Source organism: Streptococcus parauberis NCFD 2020, from assembly GCF_000187935.1.
Taxonomy (GTDB): Bacteria; Bacillota; Bacilli; order Lactobacillales; family Streptococcaceae; genus Streptococcus; species Streptococcus parauberis.
Map to the genome: position 1 here is coordinate 2,001,334 of NZ_AEUT02000001.1, position 22,446 is coordinate 2,023,779.

At 35.6% G+C, this 22,446-nt stretch carries 24 protein-coding genes and 1 pseudogene; 19 read left to right on the plus strand and 6 right to left on the minus strand.

Going from position 1 to position 22,446, the window contains the following annotated elements; translation table 11 throughout:
- Positions 1-15: 15 nt before the first annotated feature.
- The 7 genes and pseudogenes from dnaB to SPB_RS10140 all read left to right on the plus strand — a co-directional run bounded on the left by dnaB (position 16) and on the right by SPB_RS10140 (position 4,235).
- Positions 16-1,374, plus strand: coding sequence for a replicative DNA helicase (gene dnaB / locus SPB_RS10105; RefSeq protein WP_003103546.1), 1,359 nt, complete (start codon positions 16-18; stop codon positions 1,372-1,374).
- Between the two features lie 17 nt (positions 1,375-1,391).
- Positions 1,392-1,664 carry a Veg family protein gene (locus SPB_RS10110; protein WP_003104380.1) on the plus strand — a complete coding sequence of 91 codons (273 nt, stop codon included), beginning with the start codon at positions 1,392-1,394 and terminating at the stop codon, positions 1,662-1,664.
- Between the two features lie 232 nt (positions 1,665-1,896).
- On the plus strand, positions 1,897-2,508 hold the full coding sequence (gene rpsD / locus SPB_RS10115) for a 30S ribosomal protein S4 (protein ID WP_003105882.1): 612 nt from the start codon (positions 1,897-1,899) through the stop codon (positions 2,506-2,508).
- A 161-nt stretch (positions 2,509-2,669) separates the two neighbouring features.
- Positions 2,670-2,834: a CsbD family protein gene (locus tag SPB_RS10120; protein WP_003104062.1), complete on the plus strand. Its 165-nt coding sequence runs from the start codon at positions 2,670-2,672 to the stop codon at positions 2,832-2,834.
- A 111-nt stretch (positions 2,835-2,945) separates the two neighbouring features.
- Entirely contained in the window at positions 2,946-3,152 is a 207-nt protein-coding gene (locus SPB_RS10125) for a TM2 domain-containing protein (RefSeq protein ID WP_003104918.1), read from the plus strand.
- Positions 3,153-3,264: 112 nt separating this feature from the next.
- Positions 3,265-3,892: pseudogene (locus SPB_RS11150) on the plus strand (NUDIX hydrolase N-terminal domain-containing protein).
- Positions 3,893-3,968: 76 nt separating this feature from the next.
- On the plus strand, positions 3,969-4,235 hold the full coding sequence (locus SPB_RS10140; protein WP_003103499.1) for a DUF4298 domain-containing protein: 267 nt from the start codon (positions 3,969-3,971) through the stop codon (positions 4,233-4,235).
- 32 nt (positions 4,236-4,267) lie between these two features.
- Here the strand turns inward: SPB_RS10140 and SPB_RS10145 are convergent, their stop codons facing one another.
- Positions 4,268-4,804 carry a TetR/AcrR family transcriptional regulator gene (locus tag SPB_RS10145; protein ID WP_003104678.1) on the minus strand — a complete coding sequence of 179 codons (537 nt, stop codon included), beginning with the start codon at positions 4,802-4,804 and terminating at the stop codon, positions 4,268-4,270.
- A gap of 166 nt (positions 4,805-4,970) precedes the next feature.
- Here SPB_RS10145 and SPB_RS10150 point away from each other — a divergent pair, with 166 nt between their 5' ends.
- On the plus strand, positions 4,971-5,330 hold the full coding sequence (locus SPB_RS10150; protein WP_003105391.1) for a DUF1304 domain-containing protein: 360 nt from the start codon (positions 4,971-4,973) through the stop codon (positions 5,328-5,330).
- A gap of 26 nt (positions 5,331-5,356) precedes the next feature.
- Here SPB_RS10150 and SPB_RS10155 read toward each other — a convergent pair whose 3' ends face one another.
- The 3 genes from SPB_RS10155 to SPB_RS10165 are packed head-to-tail and all read right to left on the minus strand — an operon-like array spanning position 5,357 to position 7,159.
- Positions 5,357-6,268, minus strand: a complete 912-nt coding sequence (locus tag SPB_RS10155) for a DUF4097 family beta strand repeat-containing protein (protein WP_003102484.1) — start codon at positions 6,266-6,268, stop codon at positions 5,357-5,359.
- On the minus strand, positions 6,265-6,846 hold the full coding sequence (locus SPB_RS10160; protein WP_003103158.1) for a DUF1700 domain-containing protein: 582 nt from the start codon (positions 6,844-6,846) through the stop codon (positions 6,265-6,267). Before SPB_RS10160 ends, SPB_RS10155 begins: the two co-directional genes overlap by 4 nt.
- The gene (locus SPB_RS10165) at positions 6,833-7,159 is read right to left on the minus strand and encodes a PadR family transcriptional regulator (RefSeq protein ID WP_003104268.1); all 327 of its coding nucleotides are present in this window, start codon (positions 7,157-7,159) and stop codon (positions 6,833-6,835) included. The genes SPB_RS10160 and SPB_RS10165 overlap by 14 nt, the downstream gene beginning before the upstream one ends.
- A gap of 197 nt (positions 7,160-7,356) precedes the next feature.
- On the opposite strand from SPB_RS10165, the gene SPB_RS10170 reads away from it, so the two are divergent.
- The 10 genes from SPB_RS10170 to SPB_RS10215 all read left to right on the plus strand — a co-directional run bounded on the left by SPB_RS10170 (position 7,357) and on the right by SPB_RS10215 (position 20,192).
- Positions 7,357-7,668, plus strand: coding sequence for an ArsR/SmtB family transcription factor (locus SPB_RS10170; protein WP_003103705.1), 312 nt, complete (start codon positions 7,357-7,359; stop codon positions 7,666-7,668).
- 1 nt (position 7,669) lies between these two features.
- Positions 7,670-8,674, plus strand: coding sequence for a permease (locus SPB_RS10175; protein ID WP_003104528.1), 1,005 nt, complete (start codon positions 7,670-7,672; stop codon positions 8,672-8,674).
- A gap of 10 nt (positions 8,675-8,684) precedes the next feature.
- Positions 8,685-9,020 carry a thioredoxin family protein gene (locus SPB_RS10180; RefSeq protein WP_003105427.1) on the plus strand — a complete coding sequence of 112 codons (336 nt, stop codon included), beginning with the start codon at positions 8,685-8,687 and terminating at the stop codon, positions 9,018-9,020.
- Between the two features lie 153 nt (positions 9,021-9,173).
- The gene (locus tag SPB_RS10185) at positions 9,174-10,037 is read left to right on the plus strand and encodes a 3-hydroxyacyl-CoA dehydrogenase family protein (RefSeq protein ID WP_003103360.1); all 864 of its coding nucleotides are present in this window, start codon (positions 9,174-9,176) and stop codon (positions 10,035-10,037) included.
- Between the two features lie 41 nt (positions 10,038-10,078).
- Positions 10,079-11,296 (plus strand): acyl-CoA dehydrogenase family protein, encoded by a 1,218-nt coding sequence (locus SPB_RS10190; protein ID WP_003104225.1) that lies wholly within the window; start codon positions 10,079-10,081, stop codon positions 11,294-11,296.
- A gap of 70 nt (positions 11,297-11,366) precedes the next feature.
- On the plus strand, positions 11,367-12,617 hold the full coding sequence (locus SPB_RS10195) for a thiolase family protein (protein ID WP_003105042.1): 1,251 nt from the start codon (positions 11,367-11,369) through the stop codon (positions 12,615-12,617).
- Positions 12,618-12,640: 23 nt separating this feature from the next.
- Positions 12,641-14,689: a 3-hydroxyacyl-CoA dehydrogenase/enoyl-CoA hydratase family protein gene (locus SPB_RS10200; protein WP_003105854.1), complete on the plus strand. Its 2,049-nt coding sequence runs from the start codon at positions 12,641-12,643 to the stop codon at positions 14,687-14,689.
- Between the two features lie 42 nt (positions 14,690-14,731).
- The gene (fadD, locus tag SPB_RS10205) at positions 14,732-16,270 is read left to right on the plus strand and encodes a long-chain-fatty-acid--CoA ligase FadD (RefSeq protein WP_003102814.1); all 1,539 of its coding nucleotides are present in this window, start codon (positions 14,732-14,734) and stop codon (positions 16,268-16,270) included.
- 26 nt (positions 16,271-16,296) lie between these two features.
- Positions 16,297-17,868 carry an acyl CoA:acetate/3-ketoacid CoA transferase gene (locus tag SPB_RS10210; protein ID WP_003103740.1) on the plus strand — a complete coding sequence of 524 codons (1,572 nt, stop codon included), beginning with the start codon at positions 16,297-16,299 and terminating at the stop codon, positions 17,866-17,868.
- Positions 17,869-17,990: 122 nt separating this feature from the next.
- On the plus strand, positions 17,991-20,192 hold the full coding sequence (locus SPB_RS10215; RefSeq protein ID WP_003104478.1) for a helix-turn-helix domain-containing protein: 2,202 nt from the start codon (positions 17,991-17,993) through the stop codon (positions 20,190-20,192).
- Between the two features lie 31 nt (positions 20,193-20,223).
- Here the strand turns inward: SPB_RS10215 and SPB_RS10220 are convergent, their stop codons facing one another.
- Positions 20,224-21,066 (minus strand): DUF368 domain-containing protein, encoded by an 843-nt coding sequence (locus SPB_RS10220; protein ID WP_003104418.1) that lies wholly within the window; start codon positions 21,064-21,066, stop codon positions 20,224-20,226.
- 202 nt (positions 21,067-21,268) lie between these two features.
- Here SPB_RS10220 and SPB_RS10225 point away from each other — a divergent pair, with 202 nt between their 5' ends.
- Complete coding sequence (locus SPB_RS10225) at positions 21,269-21,853, plus strand: helix-turn-helix domain-containing protein (RefSeq protein ID WP_003105558.1); 585 nt, start codon at positions 21,269-21,271, stop codon at positions 21,851-21,853.
- A gap of 29 nt (positions 21,854-21,882) precedes the next feature.
- Here the strand turns inward: SPB_RS10225 and SPB_RS10230 are convergent, their stop codons facing one another.
- Positions 21,883-22,377 carry an NAD(+) diphosphatase gene (locus SPB_RS10230; RefSeq protein WP_003103021.1) on the minus strand — a complete coding sequence of 165 codons (495 nt, stop codon included), beginning with the start codon at positions 22,375-22,377 and terminating at the stop codon, positions 21,883-21,885.
- Positions 22,378-22,446: the final 69 nt, after the last annotated feature.

Consider the following 22,446-nt stretch of genomic DNA (forward strand, 5'->3'; position numbering starts at 1 on the left):
AAGGAGGTGTTAAACTTGCCTGAAGTTCCAGAACTACGCGTTCAACCCCAAGATTTACTTGCCGAACAATCTGTTCTAGGGTCAATCTTTATTTCCCCTGATAAACTGATCACGGTCAGAGAATTTATTGGCCCAGATGATTTTTATAAGTATTCTCACAAAATTATTTTTCGGGCAATGATTACCCTCAGTGACCGAAATGATGCAATTGATGCAACAACTGTTCGAACTATATTAGATGACCAAGGTGACTTACAAAACATCGGTGGTTTATCTTACATTGTCGAACTTGTCAACAGTGTGCCAACTAGTGCCAATGCTGAGTATTACGCTAAGATTGTTGGCGAAAAAGCTATGCTTCGAAATATCATTTCTAGGTTGACAGAGTCTGTCAACTTAGCATATGAAGGTGCAAATGATTCCGAGGATATCTTAGCTGGTGCAGAACGATCTTTGATTGAGATTAATGAACATAGTAATCGTAGTGGTTTCAGAAAAATCTCAGATGTTCTAAAAGTTAACTATGAAAATCTAGAAGTTCGTTCAAAACAAACAAGTGATGTAACTGGTTTACCGACAGGATTTAGAGATCTTGATAAAATTACAACAGGTTTACACCCTGATCAGTTAATTATTCTTGCAGCCAGACCAGCTGTTGGTAAAACTGCTTTTGTTTTAAATATAGCTCAGAATGTTGGAACTAAACAAAAGAAACCAGTAGCTGTTTTCTCTTTAGAAATGGGAGCTGAAAGTTTAGTTGACCGGATGTTAGCAGCTGAAGGAATGGTTGATTCTCATAGTTTAAGAACTGGTCAATTAACCGAACAAGATTGGAATAATGTGACCATTGCTCAAGGTGCTTTGGCAGAAGCCCCAATTTATATTGATGATACACCTGGTATAAAAATTACCGAAATCCGATCACGCTCAAGAAAATTAGCTCAAGAAGTTGATGGACTTGGTTTGATTGTAATTGACTATCTCCAATTGATAACTGGTACAAAGCCTGAAAATCGACAACAGGAAGTTTCAGATATTTCAAGACAATTAAAAATTTTAGCGAAAGAGTTGAAGGTGCCTGTGATAGCCCTCAGTCAGCTTTCACGTGGTGTTGAACAACGTCAGGATAAAAGACCAGTTCTTTCAGATATTCGCGAATCAGGATCAATTGAACAGGATGCTGATATTGTTGCTTTCTTATATAGGGATGATTACTACCGTAAAGAAGGTGAAGATCCAGAGGATGCTGTAGAAGATAATACAATTGAAGTAATTTTAGAAAAAAACCGGTCGGGTGCCCGTGGAACAGTTAAATTAATGTTTCAAAAAGAATATAATAAATTCTCAACAATTGCACAATTTGATGAAGGATAAATAGGAGAGTATAAATAATGAGTGATGCATTTGCAGACGTAGCAAAAATGAAGAAAATTAAACAAGATATTAAATCTCATGAAGGTCAATTAGTTGAATTGACTCTAGAAAATGGTAGAAAACGTGAAAAAACTAAGATTGGTCGTCTAATCGAAGTTTATCCTTCATTATTTATCATCCAATACAATGACAGGGCGGATCAACCAGGAGCAATTAGTAATTCATATGTAGAATCTTATACATATTCAGATATATTAACTGAAAAAACATTAATCCGCTATTTTGATTAAACGATAAAAGTAAACACAGCTTACTTTTATCGTTTAATCAAATATTACATTTACAAAGTAAAAATACTATGTTATAATATTCTTTGTGCGAAATAACAGCAGAAAAATATGAAGCTCGTCAACAGGTGGTTATCTAATCAAGTAACCTTTGCTGTTTAGGCGAAAACCCCCTGCACGAATCAGGATTTTTTAAACAGTTATTTCCTCAAAAATTTAGAGGAGGACATTAAATATGTCACGTTATACTGGTCCATCATGGAAACAATCACGTCGCCTTGGCTTGTCACTTACAGGCACAGGTAAAGAATTGGCACGTCGTAACTACGTACCTGGTCAACACGGTCCTAACAACCGTAGCAAACTTTCTGAATATGGTTTGCAACTTGCTGAGAAACAAAAATTACGTTTCTCATACGGTTTAGGTGAAAAACAATTCCGTAACTTATTCGTTCAGGCAATAAAAATTAAAGAAGGAACTCTAGGTTTCAACTTTATGGTTCTTTTAGAACGTCGTCTTGATAATGTTGTTTACCGTTTAGGTTTAGCAACTACTCGTCGACAAGCACGTCAATTCGTTAACCATGGTCATATCCTTGTTGACGGTAAACGTGTTGATATTCCTTCATATCGCGTTGATCCAGGTCAAGTGATCTCTGTTCGCGAAAAATCAATGAAAGTACCTGCTATCCTTGAAGCTGTTGAAGCTACTCTTGGACGTCCAGCATTCGTTTCATTCGATACTGAAAAACTTGAAGGCTCATTAACTCGCCTTCCAGAACGTGATGAAATCAATCCAGAAATCAATGAAGCACTTGTCGTTGAATTCTACAACAAAATTCTTTAATTCTTACATTAAACACTTTAAAAGTCTATTTAATAGGCTTTTTTTGTTTTATATAATACAATATCAGCTTTTTAAAAATAAAAAAAAGCCTCTATAAATTGTGTTTAATATTTGTCTACTCCTAAATATGGTGTTAATATATAGAAAAAGGAGGATTTTGTATGACTGAAGATAAAAAACAAGCTAAGTTTGGAGAAGTCAAAGGGGAAGCTAAAGAAGCAGCTGGTAAAGTTCTTGGTGATAAAAAATTAGAAGTCGAAGGTCTAATTGAAAAAGAACTTGGTAAAGAAAAAGAACCTGTGGAAGATTTGAAAAATAAACTATAAAAATAAAAATTCCACTAATTTTTGTGGAATTTTTATTTAAGGAAATTTGATTGTTTTGTTGTATAATAAGGTCAATTGAAGAACTAATATAACAAACTAAAGGAGATTACTATGAGAAAAGTAAATAAAGTTATTTATGTCTTATTAGCCTTATTTTTAGGAGAATTTGGGCTTCACAAATTTTATGCTGGAAAAACATCAACTGGAATATTATACTTAATCTTCTGCTGGACAGCAATACCTGGTATTATTGGGTTTATTGAGGGAATAATGGCTATTTTGCAACCAGCCGATTCAGATGGTAATTTTTACGTATAATTAATTAAGAGTCTTATGTCAATTTGTAAACTGTAAACCTATTAATGCCATTAAATTAGTTTTTTTGCTGTCAAGTTGACAGTATCGGATAATTTCTCTTGGAGTGAAGTATATGACTGAGGAAAAAAATAGATGGGTAGATTGGGCCATTTCATTACAGAGTATCGCACAAGCGGGCTTATATTATAGTAAGGAAGAATTTGATTTGGAACGCTATCAAGCTATTAGAGATATAGCAAGAGATATGATTGTAAATCAAACCGATTTATCACCTGAAAAAGTTTCCGATTTATTCTGTAATGAGATTGGCTACCAAACTCCAAAGCTTGATACACGAGCAGTTATTTTTGAAGGGGATAAAATTCTTCTGGTTAAAGAAAATAATGGAACTTGGTCTTTGTAAGGTGGCTGGGTAGATGTAGATTTATCCATTATGGAAAGTACAATTAAGGAAGTTAAAGAAGAAGCAGGACTAGATGGATGTCCAAGCTGATAGAATTATCGCTATAATGGATCGTGCTAAACATAACCAACCTTTATACCCATATGGAGTTACAAAAGTCTTTGTGGAGAGTCAAGTTCTTGGCGGTAAATTTACATCTAATAGTGAAACGACTGAATCTGAATATTTTACTATAAATCAGTTACCAAAATTAGCTACGGAAAAAAATACTTTTAAACAAATTGAATTATGCTTCAAAACTAAAAATAATATTAATTGGGAAGTCTATTTTGATTGACAAGACTGTAAACAATACCTTCTATCTAAGGTTGTAAAGGAGTTCTGGATGAAACTATATAATAAATCAGAAATGAATGATTTATAAAAAAAACATAAACATAGTAAAAAAAATTGAAAAATTGATGAAGAGTATCGAAGGTTTACAGGCAGTATATGAAGATTATAGAGAGTTGCGTACTTTTTATGATAGTGTCGAATGGCAATCTCTTTACAAAGAAACAACCGAGAACAATCGACTTGATGTTTTAGATGAAAATCAATTATTCGATTTGATTGGTCAACACAATGACTGTTTAGGGGACTTACTTGAATTATCTGCTACGATGTATAAAGAAATCTAAAAAGGTTGACAGAATTGTAAACTGTCAACCTTTTAATCAGTTATAGATAACATTTTTAATACAAATTGTGTCATTTCTTCCGGACTTTCTTTTTTTCCTTTTGCAACCCATGCTTGACAGGTTCCAAAGAATGCATAAGCCAGATATATACTTTGATAATCCTTTTCTTGTTCGGTCATATTATGGTTGGTAATCTTTTCTTGTAAATCGGTTTTTATTAGCAATCTTACACGATTAATGATAAAACTTTGCAACTCCCTAGTTCCATTTGCAGATACTAGTGCAGATAATAACTTTTCTCTCGCTAAAAATTTAAATATTTCAAGGAATATCTGCTCTCTATTACCATAGTCTTTCTCAAAAACAAACTCCAATTTATGACTAAGCATTTGTTGATAGGAATCAATCATTTCATATTTGTCTTTATAATGTGTATAAAAACTTGATCGACTTATACCAGCAGTTTCAGCAAGTCGTTTAGTAGTAATGTCATCGAAACTTTCTTTTGAGAGTAATTCAACCATCGCATCAAGTAGTGCTTTTTTTGTATTTTCTTTTCTATTTGACAAGGGAATCTCCTTTAAACTTGTTAATACTGTGGTTAGTTGTCTTTTTAATGCAATTTACTTGCTATCTTTTAACTTCCTAGTATAATATATTTTACCATATCTATTGTCTTTTCTTTTTTCTTAATTTTATTGAAATGGTAAAGATAATTTAGGAAGAGGAAATATAGTGTCAACTATAACAATTATTTTAGCAAGTCTTGCTGCTGTTGAGCAATTATATATTATGTATATCGAAACGTTTGCTACGCAGTCAAAAGCTACACAAAGAGTTTTTAATTTATCTGAGAAAGAAATTGCTAATGAAACAGTAGTTTCACTTTTTATGAACCAGGGAATCTACAATGGCATCATAGGAGCATTTATTTTATATGGTTTGTTTTTTGCTCATAGTGGTGAAATTGTTGCACTATTTTTGATAAATGTTATTCTAGCAGCTATTTATGGTGCTATCACTGTAGACTATAAGATACTCGTTAAACAGGGTGGATTTGCAATACTAGCATTAATTAGTTTACTAATATTGTAAAAAACAAGGAAATTATTCCTTGTTTTTTATTGGACTTCAACATCCCCTACTTGTGCTTTAATATCAAGTTTGTTAATTGAACTATCTTTCAAGCTAGGGGTTATACTTGTATCACCGACTGTATTGGTTAGATTTACAGTCAAATCAAGTTTGTCTAATGCAATGAAAATATCTCCGGTTTGAGATTTTAGACTATTTTTATTGAGATAAGTTAATGCACTACCATCAAAATCGCCCATTTGGAGTTTATAGGTGGTATTATCCAATTGGGAATCGGAAATTGAAGCGCCACCAGTTTGTTGTGTAAAGTTTAAGTCTGTTAGTTGACAGTCATTTACATTGACATCTCCTACTTTAAGATCAACATCACCATTTGTAAGTATACAATTAGTAAGAGTTAATTCACCAACATTTAAACTGAGACTATTTACTTGACTTCTTATATTTTTCAGGTAAAGTTCGCCTAATGCAATTTTTGTTTTTAATGATTTTAATTTTGTATCTTTGGGAATTTTTACGGTAATGTGATAAGGACTGTCCATCCCAATTGTAAACTCTCCTGTAAAGTTAGCAATATCTCTCAAGTTGATGAAGTTAAATTTTCCTTTGAAATGTTTTAATTTAGATGTTTCTTTAACTAATAAAGTGCCATCAGTATTGGTAACTTCAACTGGGACCTTTTTATCAGAATAATATAGAACACTCGGTTTCTTTTCATTAGTCTCTACAATTTTCACACTAGAAACATTTGCTGTGATGTCAATCTGGTTGACACTATCCAATGTTTTAAATTTTTCTTTTATATTGCTTTTTTCAATTTTTGATTGTGCAACATGATCCATCCCCCCAGTTTGATAGCCATATGTACCTAATGCTATTCCTGAAATAAGACATACAAGTGAAGAACCATATACTACTTTTTTCCAAGTTTTCATCATCTTCTACCTCTCTTAATCAACCAGTTAATTACGCGTGCGCTAGCTTGAATAACTTCCCTTACTGCATCAAAACCTAACATAATAGAAAGAAAAGATCCTCCTACCAAGGCTAGGCCAATTCCAAAGCTTAACAATGTGCTTGATAAAGAGGTAGACAGATATGAAAAGCTATCCATAATCATGTATCCTCCATTGATAAGGAAAGTTAATCCTAATGCAATCAAGGTAAAGATGAGTGCTGCAACTAAGATAATAGCAGCAAATATTAAAGCCAAGATAGATATAGCAATTGGTAAGGCAAGAGGTGCTGCTAATAGTGCTAATATTGTTATCCAAATGATAGTCACTGTTGATTTTGGAGTTTTACTACTTTGGTAAATTTTTTCATCAAGTAACTTTGATAATATTTCGCTAGCTGCTTCCTTAGGTGAGCCAAGTTCCTCAATTATTTGAGTTTCATTCTCTGGATTGGCTTCTTCAAAATATTCAGTGTAATACTCCATAGTTTCTTCGTAATCACTTTGTGGAAGCTTTTTGAGGTATTTACTTAGTTGATTGAGATACTCAGTCTTTGTCATGTCTTAATCTCCCCTGTATAATAGCTGTGATATTTTCTGTATAGGTTTGCCATTCCTGGTTTAGATAGTTAAATTGTTCTTTGCCTTCTGTTGTGATGGCATAGTATTTACGTTTTCTGCCTTGATGCTCTTGACTATAGGTTGTCAGGTAGTTTTCTTTCTCCAATTTTTTCAAGATAGGATAAAGTGTAGATTCTTTAATATTTGCTATTAATTTAATGGTTTGACTAATTTCATAACCATAAGAATCTTCCTTATTAACAATAGCTATAATCAAATACTCAATCAAGGTTGCTGATGTAGGAAAATACATAGGAGCCTCCTGATTAATAATGTGTATAAATTTTATATATAAATATTTTACATATTAAGTATAAGATTAAAAATTCGGTTTGTCAACACTAATATATAAAAATTTTATATATTTTATTTTTTGTTTTTCTAATTGCTAAAAAGTGCACAAAGGTGTATCCTAAACATATAAAAATATTTTGATATGAGGAGACTAGGATGCTTGATATTTCAAGTGATTTAGTAGTATTTAAAGCTTTAGCAGATTCAAATCGATTAAGGATCCTTGACTACCTAAAAAAAGGAAAATCTTGTGCTTGTGATTTATCTGATAATCTTGGAATTCCCCAGACAGCCTTGTCATATCATATGAGAATTCTTTGTCAGGCTAAACTTGTAAAAAGTGAACAGGTTGGAAAATGGAAACATTATCAGTTAAATGATAATGCTAATGAGCAATTACAAAGTAAGATTGATAAATATTTTCATTCTGTAAATAAACTGTCAAGCTATCAGTGTAAAGGAGTATAATATGAACGGAATTGGCCTATTTATCCAAAATCAAGTACTGGGGATGAAGTGGCTAAATGATTTTATAGGACAACTACTGAAATCTGTTGGAGTTGATATTGGTAATAGGATAGGAGCTAGTCTTCATTTTTTTATTTATGATGTTTTGAAGATTACTTTTTTGCTTTGCTTTTTGATATTCTTCATTTCCTATATTCAGTCATTTTTTCCACCTGAAAGAAGTAAGAAAATACTAGGTCGATTTGATGGTATATGGGCCAATATAGTTGCAGCCTTACTAGGTACAGTAACACCATTTTGTTCATGTTCTTCAATTCCATTATTTATGGGATTTACAAGTGCAGGTCTTCCTATTGGGGTTACTTTCTCTTTTTTAATATCATCTCCGATGGTTGATTTGGGAAGTTTAGTACTTTTGACTAGTATTTTTGGGCTTAAAGTAGCTCTAGTTTATGTCATACTTGGATTAGTTCTTGCAATTTTAGGTGGTAGTCTGATTGAGAAATTGAGGATGGAAGCTTATATTGAAGATTTTATCAAGAGTGCCAAACCTATTGCTTTGGAAGGTGAAGAGTTAAGGGTGGCAGACCGGATAGCTTTTGCAAAGAGGCAAGTTGTAGATACCTTCAAAAAGGTCTTTCCATATATTCTAATCGGTGTAGGGATTGGTGCAATCATTCATAATTGGATTCCTCAAAGTTTGATTACAAGTATTCTAGGTACTAAAAATCCTATGGGTGTGATAGTAGCCACTTTGATTGGGGTACCAATCTATGGTGATATCTTTGGTGCAATCCCCGTAGCGGAAGCACTTTTAGCAAAAGGAGCCCAACTAGGAACGGTTTTAGCATTTATGATGGCAGTTACGACTTTGAGCCTACCTTCCATGATTATGTTGAAAAAAGCAGTCAAACCGAAATTATTCGGATTATTTATTGGAATATGCACTGTCGGCATTATTGTAATTGGATATTTATTTAATATGTTACAAACATTTATAGTATAAAGGAGAAAAAATGGGATTATTTGGAAATAAAGAAGAAAAGACTTGTCAATGTGGAAACTGCAAATGTGGTAAAGTATCACAAGATAACATTCTTGAGGGATCTGACCATACCTTTAAAGTCTTGGGATCAGGATGCAAGAAGTGTATAACTTTAGAGGAAAATGTAAAACAAGCTTGTAAAGAAATGAATAAACTCGTCAACATCAAGTATGTAAAAGATTTTTCAGAGATTGCTGCCTATGGCGTGATGCAAACACCGGCTTTGGTTTTAGATGAAGATGTTGTTTCATATGGTAAAGTTTTAACAGTTGACGAGGTAAAAGAAGTTATTGCCGAAAATTTTTAATAGGAAAGACTCACTAGGACTGGGTCTTTTTTTTGTTGTCCTACATAATGTTGGAAAATTTTATTTTCTTTCCTTATTTATGGCGATGAAAACGTTTACTTAAATTTGTATAATGGACACATAAAGATTAATAATCATCAAAGGAGAAATCAAATGACTAACATTAAAACTGTCGGTGTAGTTGGAGCAGGAGCTATGGGTGGCGGAATCGCCAATCTTTTTGCACAAAATGGATATCGCGTTATCCTTCGTGACGTTGAACAACGTTTCATCGACACTGGTATGCAACGCATCACAAAATTTATGGAAGGTAGTGTTAAACGTGGAAAATTAAGTCAAGAAGAAATGGACGAAACAATTGCACGTATTACAACAACTACAGATTTAAAAGATTTTAAAGATGTGGATTTCGTAGTTGAAGCCGTTATTGAACGTATGGATATCAAACAATCAGTATTTAAAGAATTAGAAGGCATTGTTCGTGAAGATGTTATCTTATCAACAAATACTTCTTCTTTATCTATTACTGAAATTGCAAGTGCTTTAAAAAATCCATCACGTTTTGCAGGAATGCATTTCTTCAATCCAGCCCAAGTAATGAAATTATGTGAAATCATTTATGGATTAGAAACAAGTGATGAAACAATCGCTATCGTTAAAGAACTTGCTGAAAGCATTCGTAAAGAAGTTGTTATTGTTAAAAAAGACGTTCCAGGATTTATTGTAAATCGTATCATGATTCCTCAATTTATTGAAGCGATTAAAGTTCTTGAAGAAGGAATTGCTTCAAAAGAAGATATTGATAAAGCAATGCGTTATGGTTTGAATCATCCAATGGGAGCATTTGAACTACAAGACTATGCAGGTGTTGATATTGGTTACCATGTAATGAATTACTTTGAAAAAGAATTTGGGGATAACCGTTGGACTCCACCAACATTATTGAAAAACATGATTCGTGCTGGTCGTAATGGTAAAAAATCTGGTAAAGGTTTCTACGACTACGATAAAAAATAAATAATACATAAAAAAATCAAACCTAACGGAGGCTATACATAATGGTTAAAGAATCAAGAGCAGATAAATTATTTAATGAAGGTGAAATGTATTTTTCTGATTTATATAATTTTGCAGATGGATTAACTGCAGGGGAAAAAGAAGTCTTAAAAGAATTGGAAGAAGTTTTAAAAAATGATTTAAAACCAGTTCTTGCTGAAAATTGGCATAATGCAACTTTCCCATTAGAGCAATTCAAAAAAGTTATTGATTTACATTTAATGGATGACCCACGTTTACTAGAAGGACGCGAAGATGGTCGTATCTCCGAATTATTTAGAGGATTCCGTGCTTACACTCTTGCAAAAACTGACCCAGTATTAGGAACTTTCTATACTGCAAATGGTGGACTTTTCCATGAATGTGTCCGAGTAGGTGGAAGTCAAGAACAAATTGATAAATTAATGCCAGGTGTTTATTCTTGGGAAGGCTTAGGCGTACTCGCTATGACTGAACCAGAACATGGTTCGGATATTGCAGGGGGAATGGCTGCGACTGCAAAACGTGATGGCGACTATTGGATTCTAAATGGTCATAAGAAATGGATTGGTGCAGGAACTCTTGCAAAATGGCATGCATTCTTTGCACGCGACGTTGATGATAATCAAGTTAAATTGTTCTACGTAGAGCGTGAATCTGAAGGGGTAGAAACATTTGTAACACCTGAAAAAGCATTCTTTAGATCAATGCCTAATGCAGAAATTATTTACAAAGATGTTCGTGTTCATGAATCACAACGTGCACAAAATGTGAATTCTTGGAAAGATTGTGCAAGTATTTTACGTAATACACGTTCGGATGTTGCATGGTTATTGGCTGGCGCGACTGCGGGAGCTTTCGAAGCAGCTCTAGCTTACACACGTGAACGTTTACAGTTTGGTAAACCTATTGCAAGCTTCCAACTTATTCAAGAAAAATTAGCACGTATGGCCATGAACGCTCAAGCAACTTTGGCTATCGCTGTTCGTCTAGCTGAACAACAAGAACAAGGTATTTACCGTGAAGAAGCATCATCTATGGCTAAACTGCATAACGGTTTCCGTGCCCGTGAAACAGCAGCCTTGGCTCGTGAAGTTGGTGGTGGAAATGGTATCTTGTTGAAATATGATATTCCAAGATTCTTCGCTGATATCGAAGGTATGTATACATATGAAGGAACTCACGAAGTTAATTCATTAATTATTGGAAGACATTACACAGGAATTTCAGCATTTATTTAAGAAAAGGTTTGAGTCGGGCCTTCGGGTTCGACCAATCTTATGATAAGGAAAGATTAGAAGAGGAAATAAAATGTTACATACTAAAGAAGAAGAAATTGTTATTGTTGGTGCAGCTAGAACTCCTGTTGGAGCATTTCTTGGTGATTTAAAAACTGTACCAGTTGAAGTTCTTGGGGAAGTAGCTTTAAAAGAAGCTGTAAAACGTGCTAACTTGACTGTAAACGATATTGACGAAGTTATTGTCGGTCATGTTACAGGATCACAAACAACGAATAACTTAGGAAATGTTATTGGTATTAATAGTGGTTTACCAGAAACATCAACAGGGATGACTGTAAACCGTATTTGTGGATCAGGTATTCAGTCAGCAGTTTCAGCAACTTTAGAATTACTTCATTCTAATAAAAAAATCATCGCAGCTGGTGGTGCAGAATCACTATCACGTGCACCTTATCAATTACCTGACAGTGCTCGTTACCAAGCTTTCCGTTTAGGTGATGTTAAATTAATTGATGCTAACTTAGAAGGTCACCGTTCTGCATCAGGTCGTAACTCTGGCATTGAACACATGGGAAATACAGCAGAAAATGTTGTTCGTAAATACAATATTTCTCGTGAAAAACAAGATCAATTTGCTTATGAGTCTCAAATGAAAGCAGCTCAAGCGATGAATAATGGTCGCTTTGCTCAAGAGATTGTACCAGTTGAAGTTCCAGGACGTAAAGGTAAAGTTACTATTGTTGAAAAAGATGGTCATCCACGTGCAGATACAACCTTAGAAAGCTTAGCTAAACTAAGACCTGCATTTGAGAAAGATGGATCTGTAACTGCAGGTAATGCATCTGGTTTAAATGATGGTGGAGCATTTGAAATCTTCACTACTGAGTCACTTGCAAAAGAAAAAGGCCTTGAAGTAATGGCGCGTGTTGTAGATTATCAAATCTCTGGTTGTGCTCCTGAAACAATGGGACTTGGTCCGGTCTATGCTATCAATGACTTGTTAGAACGTCAAGGACTTGACTTAGTTAAAGATATTGATGTTCTTGAAATTAACGAAGCCTTTGCTGGTCAAACAATTGGATGCTTGATTGAACTTGGTATTGATATGGATACTGACTTCTACAAAAACAAATTCAATCCACATGGTGGAGCAGTTGCTCTAGGACATCCTCTTGGGATGTCAGGTGCACGGATTATTACATCACTCTTATATGAGTTCAAGAATAACCCAGATAAACGCTATGCCATTGCTTCGGCATGTATCGGTGGTGGACAAGGTATTGCTTTACTTCTAGAAAATGGCTATTACACTGGTAAATAAGATTTAGACAAGGGAGAGGCTTTATGACACAAGAATTTACAGTTGCCGTAATTGGCGCAGGAACGATGGGCTCAGGAATCGCCCAAAAAATTGCTCAAGAGGGTATTAAATGTTACTTAGTTGATGTTTCTCAAGAAGCTGTTGATCGCGGTATGGGTATCATCAAAACGATGTTGGACCAAGGGAAAGAGCGTAAAGTTTTCACTGAAGCTTTTGTTGAAGCGACTTTAGGGAACCTTATTCCAACAACAAATTATGAAGATCTTAAATCAGTAGATTTTGTTATCGAAGCAGTATTTGAAGATGAAAAAGTTAAAGCAGATGTTTTAAGCAAACTAGATCAAATTTGTGATGAAAAAACAATTTTAAGTTCAAATACTTCAAGTTTCTATATTAAAAACTTAGCTAAAGCCACTAACCGTCCAGACCGTTTTATTGGAATGCACTATTTCTTCCACCCAGCTAAAAACCGTTTATTAGAAATCATTTCGCATGAAGGAACAAGTCCAGAAACTGTCGCAATTGCTAATAAATTCTCTGATATGCATGGTAAAACAGCTATTACTGTTAAAGATGCTCCTGGTTTTGCGGTAAACCGTTTCTTCGTTCCTTGGTTAACTGAAGCTGTTAAACTTTTTGAAGAGGGAGTTGCTAATAAAGCAACAATCGATGCAGCGGCGCGTGCAGCTTTCAAAATTGGTATGGGTCCATTTGCCTTGATGAATGCTACAGGTATCCCAGTAGCTTACCACTCAGCAAATACCCTTGGTCGTGAAGTTAGTGATTCATATTACCCATCACAACTTTTGAAAGAACAAACAGAATCTCGCCAACTTTGGGATTTAGAAGATGGTCCTATTGACGAAAGCAAATTCCAAGCTGTTCAAGATCATTTACTTGCTACTGTTATCAGTGTTGCTGGTAAATTAGTTGAAGAGGGTGTAGCATCAATTGAGGATGTCAACCGTGGTGCGGTTGTTGGTCTTCGTTGGAAAGTTGGTCCATTCCAATTAGCCAACCAAATTGGTGTTAAAAAAGCCTATGAGATGGTCGAAAAACTTGCTGAAAAACGTCCAGGTTTTGAAGTTAGCAACCTTTTGAAGAAACAAGCAGAACTTGATAAAGACTTCGACTTCAGCTTTGTTGACTACTCAGTCGTTAATGGTATTGCTCGCATCCGTATCAACCGTCCAGAAGCCATGAATGCTCTTAACCCAACAGTTGTTGGACAACTTGAAGAAGCCTTTAACAAAGCTGAAGCAGATGATGCTGTTCGTGCAATTGTCTTCTCAGGAGCTGGTAAAGCCTTTGTTGCTGGAGCAGATTTGAAATTCTTCGTTGATGCTATCAAGACAAATTCACTTGATAAAAACTATGCTTTCACATCAGGTGGACATAAATTACTTCGTCGTATTGAATTAAGCAAAAAATATACTATTGCTTTACTTGATGGCTTATCATTAGGTGGTGGCTCTGAATTAGCACTTGCTTGTCAAGCAATCATCGCTACTGAAAAAGGCTCTATGGGATTCCCAGAAAGTGGACTTGGTATTTACCCAGGATTAGGTGGAATGCTCCGTACCAACCATCAAATTGGTAAAGAATTGACTAAATACTATGTGCTTACTGGCCGTGGAATCACAGCAAAAGATGCAGCAGATTTAGGAATTGTTACAAAACTTGCTGAAGCAGGAAATCTTAACGAAGCGATTGAAGAAGTAGTAACTGCGGGACGTCCTGATAAATACCGTGACCGTCCATTACCAGAAAAATATGCTGAAATTAAAGCTGCCTTCTCAGATGCAAACTTTGCTAATACGGTGAATGGCCAAGCTTCTGAGGGAGTTAGTCCTGAATTTGCAGCTAAAATGGCGAAAACAATTTCATACAAAGGTCCTGGCATTGTTAAATTAATCCCAGAAATGATTGATCAACAGGCTGAATTAACTTTGGATGAAGGCATTGCCTACGAGCTTTCATTACTCAATGAAACATTCGCAAAAGAAGAAGCACTCATTGGTTTAGAAGCTTCATTAGCAGGTAAACGTCCAGACTATAGTGGATTAAAATAGGATAATTAGGGCCAAGCCCTTAAATAGATAAAGGAGCCAATAGTGAAAAATGATTGGTTAGCTGAAAGAGCTCGTTTAAGTGGCTCAAGAATTGCAATAATAGAAGCTGAAAAGGGTCATCGTTGGACTTTTCAGCAAATGAATCAGCGTGCTATTAACCTAGCATACTATTTACAATCACAAGGTATTGAACCTGGTGATCGTGTAGCTCTTTTTTCATCAAATGATATTGCCCACTTTGATCTGCTCTTTGCTTGTACCAAAATAGGTGCGATCTTTATTCCTTTGAATTGGCGCCTAAGAGATACCGAAGTAGAGCAAATTGTTAAGGACTCTGCTCCTAAAATAATTCTCTACTCAAGAATCCATAAAACAAGATTAACCCTTGTTGATGAGCACTTGCTTGATTTAGATATTGATTCTGAAGCGTACAATGCTTTGGTTAATCCAGAAGTCAAACATGAGATTAGAGAAAAAGTCTTCCCAGCTGAAGACATTGCCGTATTAATTTATACCAGTGGAACAACTGGCCAACCCAAAGGTGCAATGATTAGTCATAAGGCAATCATCACTAATGCTTTGACCAGTATTCCTAGCTGGCATTTGTCTGACAAAGATCGTGGGATGACAACGACACCGATGTTTCACACAGCAGGACTGTTTTGTTTCACAATCCCAATCCTAGTTGCTGGTGGACAAATTATTATTCAACGCTTTTTCTACACAGATGAAACCATTGAAATTATTAGAGATTTTAAACCAACAAAAGCCTTCTTTGTACCGACAATGTGTTACATGTTGGCTGACTCCGATTTATTTGTCAAAGAAAATTTCAAATCTCTTGAAATGGTCATTTCAGGTGGTGCACCACTGTCTGAAAAAGTTTATCGCTTATTTGCAGACCTTGATTTACCACTGGTTAATTCCTATGGATTGACAGAAATTGGTCCAAATAATTTCTCAATTCACCCAGCTTTACAAAAAAGTAAACCAACTTCAGTTGGTAAACCAATTCTTTTCAACACAGTTCGTTTAGTAGATGAGAATGGACAAGATGTAGCTGATGGAGAAATTGGTGAATTGATTATTAGTAACGAGGCCCGTTTTTCAGGCTATTGGAATAAACCTGAAGAAACTGCTAAAACACTTAAAGATGGTTACGTCTATACAGGAGATTTAGCAAGAATAGATGCTGATGGTGACTATTTTATCGTTGGTCGTAGTAAAGAAATGATTATTACGGGTGGTGAAAATGTCTACCCAAGTGAAGTTGAAACAGTCTTAAATCAATTTCCTCAAGTCATGGATTCAGCAGTCTTTGGAATTCCTGCTGAACAATGGGGAGAGAGTGTTGTAGCAGCTATTATTCTAAAAGAAGATAGCGGTGATATCCTTGAAGAATTAAAAGAATTTGCTAGAGAACACTTAGCTGGCTACAAAACACCAAAACGCTATTATATCTTAGCAGAGTTTCCAAAATCACCAGTTGGAAAAATAGATAAAAAAGCTTTACTTGCAATGGCTAAAGAAGAAGAAGAAAGACATGCAAGTCGTGAAAAAGTACAACAAATTATTATGTAAAAGAAAAGATCTGAAGAGGGATAACTATGGAAAAATTGATTAGCTACAGAGAAGCAGCCAATCTCGTTAAAGACGGTGATTTACTTGCAACCCTGACCTTTGGTCTAGGTGGTTTGCCAGAGCAATTACTTATCGGTGTTGAAGAGCGTTATGCAGAAGAACAACATCCAAAAGATATTACTTTTATGTGGTCTTGTGGTATTGGTAATAACCAATACGGACGTGGTGCCGATCATATGACCGCACCAGGTATGGTTAAACGGATTATTGCAGGTCACGTTGGTTCATCACCAGGTATGGTTGAGAAAATTGTTAACAACGAGTACGAAGTTTATTTGTGGCCACAAGGGGTTATCACTCAATTGTATCGTTCAATTGCTGGACGCAAACCCTACCTCTCTAAAGTTGGTCTAAAAACCTTTGTTGACCCACGCTTAGAAGGATCTAAATCAACATCAATCACTAAAGAAGAGTTGATTAAATTAGTTGAATTTAATGGTGAAGAATGGCTACATTATCCAAACTTGAAGATCGATGTTGCCTTTATTCGTGGAACCTACTCTGATGAAAATGGAAACATCTCACTAAAAGATGAAACATGTAAGCTAGAACAATTGGAATTAGCTATGGCGACTAAAAATTCTGGTGGGATTGTTGTCTGCCAGGTCAAAAAAGTTGTTCAAAATGGGCAAATTCATCCAAAAGATGTTCAAATTCCATTTGGTTTAGTTGACTATGTGGTTATTGGTGAGGATGAATACCATAAACAAACCATGGGAACTATCTACGATCCAGTCCTTTGTGGTGACATTAGGGTGCCAGTAAACCATGATAAAGTTGTTCCTGCACCATTAACAACACGTAAAATCACAGCCCGTCGTGCGGCTATGGAATTACGCCCTGGTGATACCATTAATCTAGGTTTTGGTTCACCAGATATGGTAGCCCAAGTTGCTGCAGAAGAAGGTGTAAGCGATCGCTACCATGCGACACTTGAAATGGGACTTTGGGGAGGAATTCCAGCAGTTGGTTTAGACTTTGGTTCGGCATTGAACCATGAAGCGTCTATCCCAATGACTAATCAGTTTGACTTTTATGATGGAAATGGTCTAGATCTAACAGTTCTTGGTATTGGTGAAATTGACCAATATGGTAACAACAATGTTACTAAATTTGGTCCAAAAGTACCTGGACCTGGTGGATTCATTAATATCTCACAAAATACTAAACGGATTGTCTTTATCGGAACCTTTACAGTTGGTGGTAAAGTACACTGTGAGGATGGTAAATTAATCATTGATGAGCAAGGCCGTGGACCTAAATTCATCAAGAATGTTGAACAGGTAAGTTTCTCTGGGGAATATGCGACAGAATCCGGTCAAGAAGTCCTCTATGTTACTGAACGTGCGGTCTTTGATTTACATGAAGGTCAAGTTCGCTTGATTGAAATTGCACCTGGTGTTGATTTACAAAAAGATATCCTTGATCAAATGGAATTTACACCATCAATTGCTGAAGATTTAAGAGTAATGGATTCTGGTCTCTTCAGTGAAAACTGGGGTAAACTAGCTGACATTATTGATTCAAAAAAAGCTTAAATGAAATAGTAAAAAACAGCTTCTTTTCAAGAAAAGGAACTGTTTTTTCATGCAAAATAGTTGTTGAAACGGCTTTCATTGTTTACAATAGAGGGGAAAGATGAAAAAGGATGGCTTTATAAATGACAAAAGTAATAAATAATAAAAGCCGTGAAAAATTTATTGAGAATATTGAAACTCACTTGAAAAAGACTTCACGTCAATTATTAAATCGGAATTCTCGGGACGAAATTTTAACAATTGTTGGCCAAAGTTTTAGGGAGCTTCTCTCAGCTGATTTTGTTTGCATTGGCATTAATGTCAAAGATTATTTGCGACTTCATTACCTAAGCGGGGTGGAGTCTATTCGGGAATTATTCCCTTATCCTACTGATCAAGTAGATCCAATTCTTTATCAGCAAAGCATCAAGTCAGATGACCATCTCCTACGAGAAGATTCTGTTCTAATCAAGTATTTTGAAGAGCATCAGATTGCTTCTTGGTTCACGATTCCTATTACTGAGAATCAATCCAACCAAGGGTTAATTATTGTCGGTTATTTTGATGAGAGACCTTTCATTGATGAGATGCGGACTGTTTTTAAAGAGTTGGGTGAATACGTAGCCATTGCTATGGATATGATTCAAAAAAATGAAAATAGTCAGAAGAATCTCCGTCTGATTACCCATTCAGCCCATCAATTGATGATGCAAGATTCCATTGAGGACCTCTTGGCTCAGATTATCAATTTGTCTGGACGTGAAGCAAAGACCCATTATACGGGGATATATTTGTTGGATGAAAGTCGAGAAGCCATGCTCTTACAAAAACCAACCTTTGGCTACGTTCCAAAAGACCATTATATCCGACTCAGTCGTGGCAATGCCCTTCGTGATTACTTCCCTCACGTTGAACAGATTGGCTTCCAACAAATCACAATGCCTATTAGCTTAAATGGTCAATTAGTAGGAGCCCTTTTCTGCCAAAAATCAGGAGACAACATCTTTTCAGCCAAAGATTTTGAGTTACTTCAGACTTATACTAATTATTTTAGCGCCATGTACGAAAACTTGTCCTTGCGTCGGAGTGAGTTTGAACGTCGTCAGGCCTTGGAAGAATTGCTAGCGCTGCAAACTAATTTAATCAAAAAATCGATAGACCAAGTTGATATTGATGAGATGAACCAGGTACTGTCAGAATTTATCATGAACGATGTACTGGTTTTTGACCCATTTTTTAATCTGACAGCTTATAATCAGCTCAAAGATAGCCAATTGCCATTAGATTTAGTGGTGGCAGAAATTCAAAAGGAAAAAAGTTCCTATCAGAATAAGCCTTCGAGATTTACCTTACAGGTGGCTGAAGAAAAACTAGTCTTTAATAAAATTGAAGGGGATAGAGAAGCCCTAGGTTATTTGGTTTATAGTCAAAAGAACCGACCAAGCAACCAAGAAAACTTCAGCCTAGCTATTTCCATGGCTATTAGTATCTACGCTACTTTCTTTATGAAGTATAAGATTGAACGCGATGCCCTCAACCAATTGAAAAACTCATTTGTCGGCGCTCTCTTATCAAGTAAAGCGCGTGATGAAATGGACCAAATTATTGATTATGCTTCTTACTTCAATTTTGATATCAATCAATACCATACAGTGGCAGTAGTTGATGTTCACAGTCAAGAAGTTGATCACCAAGATCTCATTAATCAACGGATACAACGTAATAAACTCTTTAATGAAATGGTTTACCATCTGAATAATTACGATAAGCATTTGATCTCAGCTATTTTTAAAGGGAAACTATTGCTCTTCAAATCTCAAGAAAGCTTATCAGATAATGGATACTGGGAAAAGCTTTATGATTATCTGCAAGCTCATCAATCTGAGCAAGTTAACCTATGGTTGGCCGTTGGTAGCAGTGTTAAACAAATTGTGGATTATCGAGACAGCTATAAGAAAGCTCAACATGTTTTAAATGTTATGCAGAATACTGCTTATGGCAAACAGGTGGCTTCCTTTAGTGAGCTGGGTTCTTATTCACTACTTAATACCTTAACTCATAGTGATGACTCCAAACTCTTTGTTAAAGCGCAATTGGGTGGCATCTGGTTATTTTCAAAAGAACAATCCTTAGATTTATTCCAGACCCTACGTGTCTATTTGGAGAATCAATGTCAGATTAAAGCTAGTTCAGATCAACTCTATATCCATCGCTCGACCTTTTTATATCGTTTGGAAAAAATTAAAGATATCCTTGGATTTGATATTAATCAGGAACATACACAATTTAATTTGCTACTGGCTTACCATCTTTTTGATCTGTACGGCCCAAGCATCTTCGACTAAACAATAAAAAGTTGGAAAATTTTCCAACTTTTTATTTGTATTTATTCTCTAATTGACTCATCCAAAGTCCTAGCCAGATGCCTAGGCCAAATAACAGCAAAGCCATTCCCCAAGTGGCCAATCCTGCTCCGCTATAGTCAATAGCCTCAGGACTATTAGGAACGGGAATCAGAATCAATAAGGTGCTGGATAAGATAATCCCGATAATCACGTGATAAACCCGGGAGTGGTAGTGGTCAAGGGCGTAATCCATGACTTTTGAGAAGGCAGCCATAGCTAATAGCCCACCAATGGCGATAGGTAAGAAGGTTCCAGTTAAATCAAGCCCTTTAAAGCCTTTGAGCATGGGAGTATAGATCCCCATAATCAATAAAAGATTAGAAGGGCTTAAACCAGGAACAAGAACACCAAGTGCAATCAAAGCTCCTGCTAAGATAAAGGTCATAAAGTTGGCTGGAATAGTTCCAGTTAAATCGTTAAGAAAATAGAGAAATAGTCCAGAAATGACAAAAGTTGCCACTAAATAGACGATATCAATGCTGTCTCTCTTTGATTTTTGTGTAGATTCTTCAAATAAACTTGGTAGGGTTCCAATAATAGCCCCCGCAAAGCCCCATAGGACGGGAACTTGGTAATGGCTAAGCAAGTACTCTACTGGAAATGAAAAGAGGGCAATTCCCAAGATACCGCCGATACCAACGGGGAAAAAGAATATAAGATTCTCCCAAAAATTATCACGGATATGGGCAATAAAGCGAATTAAGCGTTCATAAATACCTAAAACAGCTGCCAGAACACCACCAGAAACACCGGGTAATATAAAACCTAAGGCAATAATCATACCTTTAAGAAGACGACCTAAAAACGAAACCATTATTTCCTCCTAGATGATAGTCTATTTATTGTAACATATTGTTTTCATTAAATACATTTTGGACTAAGCTTGTCAATTGGTTGACAATGGTGTAAAGTAAAAGCAATTAGACAAGAAATGAGGTCTGAATCAAGCCAATGTCAAAGATATTTGATAGTTAAGAAACCTCCACTAAGATAAACTTAAGCTGAAAGGAGAAAAAATGGAACTTGGAAAGAAACTGAGCTCTTGTCGTAAAAAGGCTGGGCTCTCTCAAGAAGACTTAGCGGAAAAAATCTATGTTTCACGTCAAACCATTTCAAATTGGGAAAATGACAAATCCTATCCGGACATTCACAGTTTGATTGCTTTGGCGAACCTCTTCCAGCTAAGTTTAGATCAATTAGTAGAAGGAGATATTGACGAAATGAAAAAAATTGTTCAAAGTGATGACTTAAAAACGTTTAACCGGGATGCTTGGGGCATGACTATCGGTTCTCTTTTGATGGCTATTACGGCTTATCCGTTGATTCATTTTTTGGGGAAATCAGGATTTATAATGCTGATAGTGGAATGGCTTGTCCTCATGTTCTTTGCCTTACGCATTGAAAAATTCAAAAAAGAAAATAGTGTCCAAACTTACAAAGAAATCCTAGCCGTTTCGAAAGGTCAAACCCTAGATAAGGTTGAAAGTATCGCAGAAAAAGCCAAATACCCATATCAGAAACCATTGATAGTAGTTGCTTACACCCTTCTCTTTTGTCTGATTATGGGGCTTTCAGTTTTTATAATAAATAGTCTTTTCTAAATAAAATAAGGTGCCTTCGTGGCACCTTTTTAGATCTTCTTTTGATCTAAATAATGATTTAAGAAAGCAGCGGCTAAGCTATTGGGAAAAATATGTTGTCGGGCTTCTTCAGCACTGTACCAATCATAGGCATCAATCTCGTGATTTACTTGAAAGTCGCTATCGTCTTTGACAAACACAGTAAAGTTACACATGAGTGTATTGGATGGCTCAAAGAATTGACTCTTGTTAAAGGAAATTGACAAACCTGTCAAGCCAGTTTCTTCCTTTAATTCACGTAAGGCCGTATCTTCAAGGTTTTCACCTTTACCAACGTAACCGGCTACTAAGATTTTACGGGGCCGTCCATATTGTTGGATGAGGAGAATCTTGTTGTTGCTTTGGTTAACAACAATTAAGCTGACAGCAGTATTGAAACTTGGGAAACGAAATTGGTCACAGGTCTCACAAAATGGAATTTGACCTTCGTTTACCAATTCTTTGGCAATGAGTTTTGTACCACATTCTTGACAGTGTTTTTGCATGAGTAACTTCCTTTTATATCATTAATATCTCTGACTATTATAGCATGACTGTAAAAAAAGAAGCCCAAT

Excerpts from the sequence above, each read along its gene's own strand:
- SPB_RS10110 (WP_003104380.1), top strand. The coding sequence starts at position 1,392 with ATGAGTGATGCATTTGCAGACGTAGCAAAAATGAAGAAAATTAAACAA.
- rpsD (WP_003105882.1), top strand. The coding sequence starts at position 1,897 with ATGTCACGTTATACTGGTCCATCATGGAAACAATCACGTCGCCTTGGC.
- SPB_RS10120 (WP_003104062.1), top strand. The coding sequence starts at position 2,670 with ATGACTGAAGATAAAAAACAAGCTAAGTTTGGAGAAGTCAAAGGGGAA.
- SPB_RS10125 (WP_003104918.1), top strand. The coding sequence starts at position 2,946 with ATGAGAAAAGTAAATAAAGTTATTTATGTCTTATTAGCCTTATTTTTA.
- SPB_RS10140 (WP_003103499.1), top strand. The coding sequence starts at position 3,969 with ATGATTTATAAAAAAAACATAAACATAGTAAAAAAAATTGAAAAATTG.
- SPB_RS10155 (WP_003102484.1), bottom strand. The coding sequence starts at position 6,268 with ATGATGAAAACTTGGAAAAAAGTAGTATATGGTTCTTCACTTGTATGT.
- SPB_RS10160 (WP_003103158.1), bottom strand. The coding sequence starts at position 6,846 with ATGACAAAGACTGAGTATCTCAATCAACTAAGTAAATACCTCAAAAAG.
- SPB_RS10165 (WP_003104268.1), bottom strand. The coding sequence starts at position 7,159 with ATGTATTTTCCTACATCAGCAACCTTGATTGAGTATTTGATTATAGCT.
- SPB_RS10170 (WP_003103705.1), top strand. The coding sequence starts at position 7,357 with ATGCTTGATATTTCAAGTGATTTAGTAGTATTTAAAGCTTTAGCAGAT.
- SPB_RS10175 (WP_003104528.1), top strand. The coding sequence starts at position 7,670 with ATGAACGGAATTGGCCTATTTATCCAAAATCAAGTACTGGGGATGAAG.
- SPB_RS10180 (WP_003105427.1), top strand. The coding sequence starts at position 8,685 with ATGGGATTATTTGGAAATAAAGAAGAAAAGACTTGTCAATGTGGAAAC.
- SPB_RS10185 (WP_003103360.1), top strand. The coding sequence starts at position 9,174 with ATGACTAACATTAAAACTGTCGGTGTAGTTGGAGCAGGAGCTATGGGT.
- SPB_RS10190 (WP_003104225.1), top strand. The coding sequence starts at position 10,079 with ATGGTTAAAGAATCAAGAGCAGATAAATTATTTAATGAAGGTGAAATG.
- SPB_RS10195 (WP_003105042.1), top strand. The coding sequence starts at position 11,367 with ATGTTACATACTAAAGAAGAAGAAATTGTTATTGTTGGTGCAGCTAGA.
- SPB_RS10200 (WP_003105854.1), top strand. The coding sequence starts at position 12,641 with ATGACACAAGAATTTACAGTTGCCGTAATTGGCGCAGGAACGATGGGC.
- SPB_RS10210 (WP_003103740.1), top strand. The coding sequence starts at position 16,297 with ATGGAAAAATTGATTAGCTACAGAGAAGCAGCCAATCTCGTTAAAGAC.
- SPB_RS10215 (WP_003104478.1), top strand. The coding sequence starts at position 17,991 with ATGACAAAAGTAATAAATAATAAAAGCCGTGAAAAATTTATTGAGAAT.
- SPB_RS10220 (WP_003104418.1), bottom strand. The coding sequence starts at position 21,066 with ATGGTTTCGTTTTTAGGTCGTCTTCTTAAAGGTATGATTATTGCCTTA.
- SPB_RS10225 (WP_003105558.1), top strand. The coding sequence starts at position 21,269 with ATGGAACTTGGAAAGAAACTGAGCTCTTGTCGTAAAAAGGCTGGGCTC.
- SPB_RS10230 (WP_003103021.1), bottom strand. The coding sequence starts at position 22,377 with ATGCAAAAACACTGTCAAGAATGTGGTACAAAACTCATTGCCAAAGAA.